Origin of the sequence: Pseudochelatococcus contaminans, assembly GCF_014195635.1 — a bacterium.
GTDB lineage: Bacteria > Pseudomonadota > Alphaproteobacteria > Rhizobiales > Beijerinckiaceae > Pseudochelatococcus > Pseudochelatococcus contaminans.
Window position 1 is genome coordinate 56,457 of sequence record NZ_JACICC010000005.1, and the last position, 12,928, is coordinate 69,384.

Consider the following 12,928-nt stretch of genomic DNA (forward strand, 5'->3'; position numbering starts at 1 on the left):
ATCTCTACAATTTTAAACACATATGCGAATTAAGCAGCGGGAACATAGCACATGAGACAGAACCAGCAAATAAAATAGCTTAGAATCAATCAATTCAATTTCATTGGAAACAATTCATGGATGCAAGAAATAAAAATGACACAAATATATATCATATATGGAATTATAAATCGTAGAATATTTCTTACAAAAACGCATAAATTTAAAGAAAATACTTTCTCTCTGATGTTATTGTCTTTGTGAAAATTTCCATTGATGAAGTGTCCCCATGGTGCAAACGGTTTGATTTGAATCAAATAACTTCATGAAACCAGTGATATTCGGGCCGTTTTTCGGGAGCCACGGTTAAATCCAAAGTCGATAGAGCCGTTGCCAAAAAAATAAACCATAATCGCGTTCATCCGGAACACGATTATGGTTTATCTGTTTCACGTCGCGCTCTTCCCAGCCGCCTGCGGTTGTGTCAGACGTCAGGAACAAGCGGCCGTTATTCGACGGTGACGGACTTTGCCAGATTTCTGGGTTGATCGACATCCTTACCCATGACACGCGCCGTATGATAAGCAAGCAACTGAACGGGAATAGCATAGATTAACGGCACAACGACCGGATGAACAGGCGGCATTTCGATGGCAGTTTCCCCGGCAATACCAACCTCGCTTGCCGCACTTCTGTCGCCTATCAAGATGATATTGCCGCCACGTGCCGCGACTTCCTGAATGTTCGATACGGTTTTCTCAAACACACCGTCTCGCGGTGCGATGACGATGACGGGTATTGTTTCGTCGATAAGCGCGATCGGGCCGTGCTTGAGTTCGCCTGCGGCATAGCCTTCGGCATGGATATACGACAATTCCTTTAGCTTCAGCGCGCCTTCAAGCGCCAGCGGATAGGACAAGCCACGCCCGAGGTAAAGCACGTCAGTAGTGTGCGTGAGATCGCGCGCCACAACCTCGACGTCTGTCTCGTGCGCCAGCACACGGTTCATCAATGCGGGCACGCCAACGAGCGCTCCCACCAGTTCCTGCTCCCGCTCAGCGGACAGCACACCACGCACCCGGCCGGCATGGATGGCCAGCGCCAGCAGCACGGCAAGCTGGCAGGTGAAAGCCTTGGTCGACGCCACGCCGATTTCAGGCCCGGCAAGCGTCGGGGCCATCATCGTGCTTTCCCGCGCGATGGTGGATGTTTGCACATTGACGACAGCGAGCGACGGCCATCCGCCCTGCTGGGTGTAGCGCAACGAAGCCAGGGTATCAGCCGTTTCGCCGGACTGCGAAATGAACAGCGCCAGTCCACGCCCGGAAAGTGGCGGCTCGCGATAACGGAACTCCGAAGCGACATCGATTTCCACCGGCAGCCCGGCGAGTTGCTCAAACCAGTATTTGGCGATGGCGCCAGCGTAGAATGCCGTGCCGCAGCCAACCACGACAAGACGGTCGATGGCTGCGAAATCGATGTTCACGGTATCGGGCAGCGCCACAACACCATTAGCGAGATCGACATAATGCGCAATCGTGCGCCCCACGACTTCCGGCTGTTCGTGAATTTCCTTGGCCATGAAGTGGCTGTAATTGCCCTTGTCCGCCAGCAGAGCGCCTTGGGGCACAACGGTTATCGGCCGCACCACCTCGCGGTTGGCGGAGTCGAAAAACATGACCGCGCCCCGCGATAAAACCGCCCAGTCACCATCCTCAAGATAGCTGATGCGATCCGTAAAGGGTGCAAGTGCAAGCGCATCGGAGCCGAGATAATTCTCGCCCTGCCCATACCCGACAGCCAGCGGCGCCCCTGCCCGCGCACCGATTAGCAGATCGTCCTCGCCAGCAAACAGAAATGCCAGTGCGAAGGCACCGCGCAATCTTGGCAGCGTTTCACGAACCGCCTCAATCGGCGCCAGCCCGTTGCGCAACGCCCGGTCAACGAGCAGCGCCACCACTTCCGTATCCGTCTGCGATGAAAACGTCATGCCATCGGCGGCCAGTTCGTCGCGCAGCTCGCGGAAATTCTCGATGATGCCGTTATGCACCACCGCGACCCGTTCAGTTGCATGCGGATGGGCATTGTTTTCGGTCGGCCGCCCGTGCGTGGCCCAGCGTGTGTGTCCGATACCTGTTTTGCCGTGCAGGTGATGGTGCGACAGGCGCTCTGCAAGATTGCGCAACTTCCCCTCCGCGCGCACCCGCGTCACCACGCCATCCTCAAGCGTGGCCACACCGGCAGAGTCGTACCCCCGATATTCCAGCCGCCTGAGCCCGTCGACAAGATCGTTCGCTACTGCCGCTTTACCGAGGATGCCAATGATTCCGCACATAGATTCTGCCCGTCCAAAAATGAAGCGCCGGAAAGAGATATCGTCGGCAAAAGGTCTAGCCCAACCGCACCAGAGAACCCAATCACGTTGCGTGACTGTTTATGTCCCCAATGCTGTTCACCATCAGGCTTGCGTTTTCATGACTGCCCCTTGTCAGCGGCATGGGCTTTGCGCCAGCGCATGGCCCAGTCATCCTTCACCACCTGCCGGCTACGCCCCAGCGCCAATGCGTCGCCGGGAACGTCGTTTGTCACCACCGAGCCCGAGCCGGTATAGGCCCCCGCCCCCACACGGACAGGCGCGACCAGCGACGTGTTGGACCCGATGAACGCCCCCGCGCCAATGTGCGTGCGATGCTTGCGAAAACCGTCGTAATTGCAAGTGATTGTGCCCGCACCGATGTTCGCCCCGGCGCCCACATCTGCATCGCCGAGATAGGTCAGGTGCCCCACCTTGACGCCCTGCGCAAGCGTCGCGTTCTTGATCTCGACAAAGTTGCCGACATGCGCCCGCTCCCCAATTTGCGCACCGGGCCGCAGGCGGGCAAACGGCCCAACATCCGCGCCGCGCGCAACCGTCGCCCCGGCAAGATGCGAAAATGCATGCACCACCGCACCGTCCTCAACCACCACGCCGGGGCCGAAAACCACGTTTGGCTCCACCACCACGTCGCGCCCCAGAACGGTATCGAACGACAGGAACACCGTTTCCGGCGCAACCAATGTCACGCCCGCACGCTGCGCTGCAAGCCGCAGCCGAGCCTGAATGACAGCCTCTGCCTCGGCAAGCTGAACGCGGTCATTGATACCAAGCTGCTCCGCTTCGTCAGCCACCAGCGCGGTTGCGGCAAGTCCCGCCTTTCGCGCATGCTCGACCACCTCGGTCAGATAATACTCACCCTTGGCATTGTTATTGTCGACGGCATCGAGAAGCGCCAGAGCATGCGCACCGTCGAGCGCCATGATGCCACCGTTGCACAGCCGAATAGCGCGTTCCGCTTCGGTTGCATCCTTGTGCTCCCGGATGGCGACCAGTTCATCGCCCTCGATCAGCAGGCGTCCATAACCTGTCGGGTCGCGCGCCTCGAAGCCGAGCACGGCAACCGCCGCACCGGCGGCAATCGCTTCCCTCAGCCGGCGGATTGTTTCCGGCCGAACCAACGGTGTATCGCCGAACAGCACGATCACGTCATCCGCACCAGCCTCCAGCGCTTCGCGCGCGGCAAGCACCGCGTGAGCCGTGCCAAGCCTTTCGCGCTGCACATGCAGACTGGCCTGCGGCGACGTGCGTCGCACCTCAGCCTCGACGTCCTCGCGATCCGGCCCGATGACAACGGCCACTGCATCCACGCCCGCATGGGTGACGGCATCAAGGACATGCGAAACAATGGCGCGACCTGCAACCTGATGCAGCACCTTCGGCATCCGGGACAACATGCGCGTGCCCTCACCCGCGGCAAGCACCACCGCAAGCGCGCGGCGCACATCATCTCCGGCTGTCGCGGCCGAAGGGGCATGCGAAGATACACGATTATCAGACATCGATCGCCTCTGTGTCCTGAACCATCCGGCACTGCGTTGCGTTACCGACCACCAAACTCGCGATCTGTTTTACGTCGAGCAAGTTAACGAAAATCGACCGTCAAGCGCTGGTATGCTTGCGGAACGTCAGGCGGCTGTGTCCAAAATAATTCAGCACCGGGCCAACGACAACGGTGAGCGCCAATGTCGCCAAGGGCGGAAAGGCAAGCATTTCGCCGATCAGCGCCGCGACAACGCTCCATATCAATACGATGGAATTCGCAAGCTGGAAGCGCACGAAACCCCGCCACGACAACGCGGCAGAAAACGTCCACAGGCAATTGGCATAATACGACCAGATGCTCGCCACCCCATAGCCAAGGCAGTTGCCGGCAAGTTGGGAGCCCCCCACATGGATCACGAGCAGAAAAACAACGGCATGAATGCCTGTCGCCACACCGCCGACGAGGCAGAACCTCAAAAAGGGGTGACGAAGCACCTTCTCCGTCAAATGATGCAGGTTGCTCACCTCGCGTCAGGCCTCATCAAGCAAATCCCTGGCAGCGGTTGGCCGCTCGTGAACCGTGCGGATGATGAACACCGGCCGCTGCTTGCTCTCTATATATGTCCGACCGAGATATTCTCCGAGCACGCCGATGCCGATCAGTTGCACGCCGCCCATGAACAGGATCGCGGACATCAACGAAGCATAACCCGGCACGTCGCGGCCACCGATCAGCGTGCTTATTATCAGGATAACACCGTAGAGAAACGCCAGCCCGGCAATACCTGCGCCCAGATAGGTCCACACCCGCAACGGCCAAGTGCTGAAGCTTGTGATGCCTTCAAGCGCGAGGTTCCACAACCGCCATTTATTCCATTTCGTGGAACCAGCCACGCGCGCCTCGCGGACGAACTCAATACTGGTGCGCCGAAAACCGACCCACGCGAATATGCCCTTCATGAAGCGCTGGCGCTCCGGCAGGGAGTTGACCACATCGACGACCTGACGCGACATCAGGCGAAAATCGCCGGTATTCTGCGGGATTGGATGCTGCGAAATCGCATTGTGCAGTTTGTAGAAGGCTTCGGCGGATACACGCTTCATCCGGGTGTCGGAACTGCGGTCAGCCCGTTTTGCCTCCACAACGTCATATCCCTCTTCGGCCCAAAGCCGAACCATTTCCGGAATGATTTCCGGCGGATCCTGCAAATCGGAGTCGATGGGGATAACGGCATCGCCGCGTGCGACGGTAAGCCCCGCGGTCAGCGCCGCTTCCTTGCCGAAGTTGCGCGCCAGTTCCACAACACGAATACGAGGGTCGGCGGCGGCGCGCTGCGTGAGCAAAGCCAGTGTCCTGTCAGAACTGCCGTCGTCAACGCATACAAATTCAACATCATATGTCGGCAGATGATCGGCAAGGATCTTCGACAAACGCGTAAAAAAGGCGTCTATGACAGCCTCTTCATTATAAAAGGGGGCGACGATGGATATAAGCATGCCGACTTTCCCGCCACGATGGCTTTGACCGGATTACCCGGCAACGATATCCAACGTCACATATATCCTTTGCTGACCACGCACAATTTCTGTGTCACAGAATCCAATAAATTATCGATAAATCCTTTCTGACTGCTGTTTATCAGCAGCCAGAAAGGCTGACTTCACTCACGCAACGGTATTCATATTATTTTATCCGGCACCGACCATCCGCACGCCATGGAATATAAACGCGCCAGAATTCGAGCGGGCTGGACGGAGGATGCAATTCCACCAATGCTTCGGGATCGACAGTTGCCATGAAGGCCGGTTCATCGCCAATCAGTTGCGGGGACGCACACGCCACAGTCTCACCTCGGTTCCAGACGGCATCATAGCGCCGCATGTCATCGGCAACGACCGCGTTATGCAGGAACACAAGCGTCGCAACAGCGCCTGTTGCAATACAGACCGCACCGATAAAAACGCGTCGAAACGGCAACTGTCCGATGATGGCGATGATACCCATCAAGGTTGCCACCGCCGGAAGGTACGACATCCGGCTATCGAGATAGCCGCATTTGCTCCAATCCATGCACTCGATCTGGTACTTCGCGCTGATGGCGATGGGAAGACTGACATAGATCGTCAAAAGGAATGCCACAACGGCCACGGCCCACGGCGTGCGGATACGCAGAACAGGCCCGGACAAGTAATAAAGGCAAGCGGCCACGACAATGCCGAAAGCAACTGCAACCCAAACGTCTGGGCCTTCAAGCGGCGGCAATGGCTGGTCGAGAAAACGCAGCGGCGTCCCTTGCTTGATATGCCCGAATGCCGTTCCTAAAAGCCGCCTGATGTGGAGCAGAGAGCCGACCGAATTGCCCTCATAGAGGCTCGGATTGAACCAACGGAAAATGCCGTATGGCACCAGCACGATAAAAACCGCCAGCCCGTCCGATACAAGATAGCGGCGCGCAAACGCCGAACGGAGTGCAGCTTTCCACCCTGATCCCGCTTCTCTGCCCCATTGAAACCGCGCGAGATATTCAGCAATCAGCAGCCCTGTTCCAAGAGCTACCACGAATTCGCTGACAAACATGCCGATCATGAATGCTATCTGCGCAAACAGAATCTGCGCACGCGAAGGTACTTCCCTCTGTCGCTGGCGGATAACGATCAATCGCGCCGCCAGAACAACGATAAACGGAAGAGTATTCTGAAGCGGATAGGCATTCGGAGGCATATTTTCGAAAGCCAGTGGATGCAAAGCGACCAGCAGCAGGAAGAGGAAAAGCGTTATATCTTGCCGCAACAGCCGGGATACAAAAATCGCAAACAACAGCAGCTGGAGAACATACAGCGCGAGAAAAGCGACACGCCACGCGGGATCGCCCACCAGAAACGCCCCAAGAACATTGAGCGGCAGCATAAAAATCTGGCCGATGCGTCCCTGGTCGACAGCGACTGATGAGGCGTGATCCCAAACCTTCCAGAACCCTTCGGTACTGGCCATGAAAAACCAGACGTCGTCCCGTGAAAGCCGATAGCCGAAATAATAAGGCTGGAAAGCGACAATAACGATGGCTGCAACGACGATAAGCACAAGAATACTGTTCAGCGAACGCTGTTTTTCGCCGGCCGGAGTGTTCATCATAGTCATGCTCAATCCTCGACCTCAAGACCATTCAAGATTGAACGGCACGGAAGACATCCCGTGCCGCTGACAGCGATTGAATGGATTGCAGTGGCGGTATCAGTTCGCGAAGCGGAAATGCAGGACGTCACCGTCGCTGACGACGTAATCCTTGCCTTCCAGACGAAACTTGCCCGCCTCGCGCGCCCCTGCCTCGCCCTTGAAGGCGACATAGTCATCGTAGGCGACCGTTTCGGAACGGATGAAGCCTTTTTCAAAGTCGGAATGAATGACCCCAGCGGCCTGCGGCGCACGCGTGCCGGCGGTAATCGTCCAAGCACGGGCCTCTTTGGGGCCGATGGTGAAATACGTCAGCAATCCCAACAGACTGTAACCGGCACGAATGACGCGGTTGAGGCCCGGTTCCTCAAGGCCGATGGCATCGAGATACTCCGTCTGCTCATCTGGCGGCAGCACCGCGATCTCACTTTCGATCTTCGCCGACACAACCACAGCCACCGCGCCTTCTGCTTTGGCCCGCTCGAAAACCTTGGCCGAAAAGTCATTGCCGGAATCAGCGGCGCCCTCCTCGACATTGCAGACATAAAGTACTGGCTTCGACGTCAGCAGGCCAAGCTGCGAAAACGCACGTTCCTCTTCCGGCTTCAACTCCACGAGACGCGCCGGCTTGCCATCACGCAGCAGCGGCAGCGTGCGGTTGATAAGATCAAGCGTTTCCTTCGCTTCCTTATCCTGCCCGCGTGCGCGCTTTTCCAGCGCGACGACGCGCTTCTCAAGGCTGTCGAGATCGGCCAGCATCAACTCGGTTTCGATTGTCTCGATATCGTTGATCGGATCGATCCGTCCCTCGACGTGCGTAATATCGCCATCCTCGAAGCAGCGCACGACATGGGCGATCGCATCCACTTCGCGGATATTGGCGAGAAACTGGTTGCCAAGCCCCTCACCGCGCGAGGCGCCGCGAACAAGACCGGCAATATCCACAAATGTCAGGCGCGTCGGGATGATCTGCCCCGAACCAGCAATCTTTGCCAACACGTCAAGACGCGAATCCGGCACGGCGACATCACCGACATTCGGTTCAATGGTGCAGAACGGATAATTCGCCGCCTGTGCTGCCGCTGTTTGCGTCAGAGCGTTGAAAAGAGTGGACTTGCCAACATTCGGCAGTCCGACAATGCCGCATTTGAAACCCATATTGCCTCGCAAGCGGCGCGATCCGAACGCCGCATCCCCTGATAGCCAAGCTCCCGCAAGGAGCAGATGATGCCGGGCGCATGCTTGCCCCAGAGCACAACCGGCGTCAACCGGCCACGATCAGTCTGGCCGCTTGCCTCCAGCCGAAGCGCCGGGAACAGACTCGGCCGCGCGCGCGTCAGTCCACCCTCTGGCCTCCATGCCAAGATGAACCTTGTTCTGAAATGATGCATCCTCGCCGCGGGCAAGTAACGGCGCGTTATCGGCGCCAAGACGAACAAGGTCGTCGACCCACTCCATCTCGGCCTTCGAAAAGTCGCCCAGAACATAGCCATGCACGCGGGCTTTGTCGCCCGGATGACCAATGCCGAGCCGCACACGGCGATAATCATTGCCGAGATGCGCGGTGATCGACCGCAGGCCGTTGTGACCGGCATTACCCCCGCCCGTCTTGATGCGCAGCTTACCGGGCGCAAGATCAAGCTCGTCATGAAGGACAGCGATATCAGCCAGCGGTATCTTGTAAAACTGCACCGCTTCGGCCACCGAGCGGCCGGATTCATTCATATAGGTCTGGGGCAACAGCAGCAGCACGCGTTCGTTGCCGATCATTGCCTCAGTGGCGAGCGCCTGAAACCGCTTGCGCCATGGCGCTGCACCATGAGCACGCGCGATGGCTTCAATCGCCATGAAGCCGATGTTGTGACGGTTCCGCGCATAACGATCACCCGGATTTCCCAGTCCGACAATGAGCTTCATCGCACCCGCCGTTTCTCGTGCAAAAACCGGAGCGGCCCAGCATGTGGCCGCTCCGGTCAATCATCATGCCTCAGCAGGCGCTTCTTCGGTCTCTTCAGAAGCAGCCGGCGGCACAATCGTCACGACAGCTTCGCTCTCGTCGACGCCGGGAGCGAACTCGATTCCGGCGGGCAACGCGATAGCAGTGAAGTGAATCGAATCGCCGATTTCCAGTTTGCTGACGTCGATCTCGATCGAGCCCGGGATCTTCTCCGGCTCAACCAGAATGGCGACCTTATGGTGAACGATGTTCAGCGTGCCACCGTTCTTGACACCGGGAGCGTCTTCGTCGCCAACGACGTGCAGCGGCACTTCGACTTCGATCTTCGCACCCTTCGCGACGCGCAGGAAGTCCACGTGCAGCGGGAAATCCTTCACCTTGTCGAGCTGGTAGTCACGCGGAATGACGCGCGTCTTCTTGCCCTCGACCTCGATCTCGAAAAGCGTGCTGAGGAAGCCTCCGGCGTAGATCAGACGCTTCGTTTCATTGAAATCGAGCGAAATCGGCTGGGCAGGAGCACCGAGACCGTAGATGACGGCGGGCACGCGGCCCTGACGGCGGATTGCACGGGCGGCCCCCTTGCCAACTCCCTCGCGCGCCGTAGCATTGAGCTGTTTTGCAGCGGACATGTCTAATAACCTCAAAAATCCAGCGCGCTCCTGAGTCGATAAACTCCGCAGGAGCGCGATACAATGACGAATACCGAAATACAAACAGCCGCGCACGATGCACGGCCGCAACCTTTCGGTCCATGAATACGCCCGTGCCTCCAAGGGTGTCACGCGGACGATGGGGCTTTATAAAACGTCCGCCGGAAAATACAACAGCATTGTCCGTTCAAAAGCGGGCAAACCAGATGCGCAGATGGGATAACACTTCAATCCCGGGATGCGATATCGGACATCTCACCCTCAGGCGTCAACGGGAGCCGGCGCATCATGAAGCACGCATCATTATCATCATAACTTTGTAGCGCCAAAGAGAGGCCCCGGCTTTCGATGACCTCGAAGCCCTGACGCAACCAGAAAGGCCGCGACGCATTCACCGACACCAGTGACAAATCGGCAAGGCCGATGGCTTCCGCATGTGCGACGAGATAGCTGACGGCAAGCGCTCCAGCGCCACTGCCTCGCGCCACGGGCATCAAGGCAAGATCGTGAATATAGAAAGTTGCTGGGCTTGTCGGCATGGCCACCAGCAGGCTGTCCAGTTTGGGGGGGCGCATCGGATGCCATGGATGGCTGATGACATAGCCTGCCATCTGTCCATCAGCCTCCAGCACCCGACATCCGGGTGCATAGAGCCTTAGCCTCTCGGTAAAAACCTCGATCCGCTCCGGAAAACCCGGATGCACCTGCTCGCCGATGGCGTGTACCGTTTCCAGATCATCCCGCTCCATTGCGCGCCAGACGAACTGCTTGCGGGTCGGGGCGAAGGCTCCGGCCTCCTGTCCACCTGCCTCGTTATCCGCCACGCTCTCGGAAGACGTCATATCCCACTTATACTCCGGTTTGAATCATAGCTCGTCGTGCCGCTCGTCCGCGTCGGCCTTCAGATCATTTGCGCCACGACCGGCGGATTTTGCGGCCTTGGCAAACCTGCGGTTAACCCTGTCGCGCTTGAGCCTCGACAGGTGATCGATGAACAGCACGCCATTCAGATGATCAATCTCGTGCTGCAGGCACGTAGCAAGCAGGCCGTCGGCATCTATTTCCTGCGCGGCCCCTTCCAGATTCGTAAATCTGACGCGGATTCGCGCCGGGCGCTCCACTTCCTCGTAATACTCGGGGATGGACAGACAGCCCTCCTGATGGATACGAAATTCGTCATCCGACGCCCAGAGGATCTCCGGATTGATAACGACAAGCGGCTGCTGGCCATCTTCGCGGCTGCCGATATCCACAACAAGCAGACGTTTCGCCACGCCGACCTGAATCGCCGCCAACCCGATGCCGGGTGCGTCGTACATGGTCTCGAACATGTCGTCCACGAGCTTGCGGACATCGTCAGTGATCGCCTCGACAGGCTCGGAAACGAGTTTCAGGCGGGAATCGGGAATAACAAGGATGGGAAGGATCGTCATGCTGGCTTTACCTCGGAGTCACGCCACTTAATCAATCTCGCGCCGCAGGTCAATATGTTCTTTTTTTGTTCGACGGATGAACCGAATCGGCTAGTGTGCCGTCATGAATGACAGCATTGTGCTTTTTGGCCAAACGCTGCCACCGGGGCATCTTATTGCGGCCGCCGGTGCGGCTGTTTTCGCGCTTCTCGCCGCCCTTCTCTGGCAGGTGGGCGCGCTGTCGCGCCGGCGCCGGGACGAAGCGCAGGAACTGGACGCCCGCCTTATGGAAATGCAGGCCCTTCAGGCGCAGCTCACGGGGCGGATGCAGACTGTCGCCGAGATTTTCGGCACGCGGCAGAACGATCTCGCGCGTTTTGTAGCTGAGCGTGTGGAGGGTTTGCAACAACGGGTCGGGCAAAACCTCGATGCCTCGACCCAGCGAACGGCGGTGCATCTGGCCAGTCTCAATGAGCGACTGGCCGTCATCGACGCGGCGCAAAAGAATCTTGGAGAGCTGACGGGACAGGTGGCCGGTCTTCGCGATGTGTTGGCCAATAAGCAGGCGCGCGGGGCTTTCGGACAGGGCCGGATGGAAGCCATCATCCGCGACGGCCTGCCATCCAGCGCGTATCAGTTCCAGCCCACGTTATCCACCGGCAAACGTCCCGACTGCGTTGTCCACCTGCCGGGCGACACTCCCCTCGTCATCGACGCCAAATTCCCGCTGGAAGGCATGACGGCTTTCCGGGATGCGAGAGACGCGGAATCACGCAAGCGGGCGGCACAGCGTGTTCGCATTGATATCGGACAGCACATCCGCGACATTTCCGAAAAATATTTGATACCGGGCGAGACGCAGGATATCGCGCTGCTGTTTGTGCCCTCCGAATCCATCTACGCTGATTTGCATGCCGCATTTGAAGATGTCGTGCAGCGGGCGCATCGGGCGCGTGTCGTCATCGTATCGCCCTCGTTGCTGGCGCTCGCCATCCAGCTCGTGCAGTCGCTGGTGCGTGATGCGCGCATGCGGGAAGAGGCGCGCGTCATACAGGTGGAAGTGCGCCGCCTCCTTGATGACATCGGCCGGTTGCGCGACCGTGTGGACAAACTCGATACCCACTTCCGGCAAGCACAGGAGGATGTTGGACATATCCGCATTTCAGCGGAAAAAGTCACACGACGGGGAGAAGCCATCGCATCCCTTGAATTCGACGATTAAATGCGCATTGAAATCCGAAAATCGTAGAAGAAAATTGATCTGGCAAGATACATAAATTCTGATTCCAATCTGGAACCAAAACATGACGTATGATTTTGGTATGTATATGCTAATCTAAAATGGACATTCTCACTTTCATACAACAGATAATGACCCGCCCAGAAAATTTGAAAGCAAATTGTCTGGAATTCATATAACCCCGACTTTAGACATAGACGGAGTGGAAAATGGGATTCACTGAGGCAATTAGAACTGTTCTGACAAAGAAATACGCGACCTTTTCCGGCCGCGCATCACGTTCCGAGTATTGGTGGTTTCAACTTTTCTACTGGCTGGTGCTCGTCGCGGTTTCACTTTTTGCCGGTTTGCTGCTGGCGCTGTTTTCCAGCGACAATGACGAACTGTCGGCCGTGCATATCTCGATCGGACTTCCGATCGGTATTATCTTCCTGGCCCTGATTGTTCCTTTGATCGCTCTTCAGGTCCGTCGCTTTCATGATCGCAATATCTCCGGCTGGTGGTATCTGGCGCTGGCCGTGCTCAGTCTCATTCCGTATATCGGCGCTGTCGTCGGCATCGCAATTCTCGTTATTTCGGTGATGCGCGGCACCGATGGCGCGAACAAGTTCGGCCCCGATCCGCTACGCCCAGAGGCAACGGCAGACGTTTTTGCCTGA

13 protein-coding genes are annotated in these 12,928 nt (G+C 57.6%); 3 read left to right on the plus strand and 10 right to left on the minus strand.

Annotation, left to right across the window (positions count from 1 at the left end; all coding sequences use genetic code 11):
- Positions 1-487: 487 nt before the first annotated feature.
- The 8 genes from glmS to FHS81_RS10905 form a co-directional block, all read right to left on the minus strand.
- A complete protein-coding gene (glmS, locus tag FHS81_RS10870) occupies positions 488-2,314 on the minus strand; it encodes a glutamine--fructose-6-phosphate transaminase (isomerizing) (RefSeq protein WP_183752889.1) in 1,827 nt (608 codons plus the stop codon).
- Positions 2,315-2,451: 137 nt separating this feature from the next.
- Positions 2,452-3,855 carry a bifunctional UDP-N-acetylglucosamine diphosphorylase/glucosamine-1-phosphate N-acetyltransferase GlmU gene (glmU, locus tag FHS81_RS10875; protein ID WP_183752891.1) on the minus strand — a complete coding sequence of 468 codons (1,404 nt, stop codon included), beginning with the start codon at positions 3,853-3,855 and terminating at the stop codon, positions 2,452-2,454.
- Between the two features lie 100 nt (positions 3,856-3,955).
- Positions 3,956-4,363 (minus strand): GtrA family protein, encoded by a 408-nt coding sequence (locus FHS81_RS10880; protein WP_183752893.1) that lies wholly within the window; start codon positions 4,361-4,363, stop codon positions 3,956-3,958.
- Between the two features lie 6 nt (positions 4,364-4,369).
- On the minus strand, positions 4,370-5,335 hold the full coding sequence (locus FHS81_RS10885; RefSeq protein ID WP_183752895.1) for a glycosyltransferase family 2 protein: 966 nt from the start codon (positions 5,333-5,335) through the stop codon (positions 4,370-4,372).
- 187 nt (positions 5,336-5,522) lie between these two features.
- The gene (locus tag FHS81_RS10890; RefSeq protein ID WP_183752897.1) at positions 5,523-6,746 is read right to left on the minus strand and encodes a hypothetical protein; all 1,224 of its coding nucleotides are present in this window, start codon (positions 6,744-6,746) and stop codon (positions 5,523-5,525) included.
- 324 nt (positions 6,747-7,070) lie between these two features.
- Positions 7,071-8,168: a redox-regulated ATPase YchF gene (gene ychF / locus FHS81_RS10895; protein ID WP_183752899.1), complete on the minus strand. Its 1,098-nt coding sequence runs from the start codon at positions 8,166-8,168 to the stop codon at positions 7,071-7,073.
- Between the two features lie 120 nt (positions 8,169-8,288).
- Complete coding sequence (gene pth, locus FHS81_RS10900) at positions 8,289-8,927, minus strand: aminoacyl-tRNA hydrolase (RefSeq protein WP_183752901.1); 639 nt, start codon at positions 8,925-8,927, stop codon at positions 8,289-8,291.
- Between the two features lie 63 nt (positions 8,928-8,990).
- On the minus strand, positions 8,991-9,596 hold the full coding sequence (locus FHS81_RS10905; RefSeq protein ID WP_183752903.1) for a 50S ribosomal protein L25/general stress protein Ctc: 606 nt from the start codon (positions 9,594-9,596) through the stop codon (positions 8,991-8,993).
- Between the two features lie 97 nt (positions 9,597-9,693).
- Between FHS81_RS10905 and FHS81_RS10910 the strand changes: the two genes are divergently transcribed.
- Entirely contained in the window at positions 9,694-9,840 is a 147-nt protein-coding gene (locus FHS81_RS10910) for a hypothetical protein (protein WP_183752905.1), read from the plus strand.
- A gap of 4 nt (positions 9,841-9,844) precedes the next feature.
- Here the strand turns inward: FHS81_RS10910 and FHS81_RS10915 are convergent, their stop codons facing one another.
- Positions 9,845-10,459 (minus strand): GNAT family N-acetyltransferase, encoded by a 615-nt coding sequence (locus FHS81_RS10915; protein ID WP_246374973.1) that lies wholly within the window; start codon positions 10,457-10,459, stop codon positions 9,845-9,847.
- A gap of 24 nt (positions 10,460-10,483) precedes the next feature.
- The gene (gene def / locus FHS81_RS10920; protein WP_183752907.1) at positions 10,484-11,050 is read right to left on the minus strand and encodes a peptide deformylase; all 567 of its coding nucleotides are present in this window, start codon (positions 11,048-11,050) and stop codon (positions 10,484-10,486) included.
- Between the two features lie 103 nt (positions 11,051-11,153).
- On the opposite strand from def, the gene FHS81_RS10925 reads away from it, so the two are divergent.
- A complete protein-coding gene (locus tag FHS81_RS10925; protein ID WP_183752909.1) occupies positions 11,154-12,251 on the plus strand; it encodes a DNA recombination protein RmuC in 1,098 nt (365 codons plus the stop codon).
- A gap of 227 nt (positions 12,252-12,478) precedes the next feature.
- The gene (locus FHS81_RS10930) at positions 12,479-12,928 is read left to right on the plus strand and encodes a DUF805 domain-containing protein (protein ID WP_183752911.1); all 450 of its coding nucleotides are present in this window, start codon (positions 12,479-12,481) and stop codon (positions 12,926-12,928) included.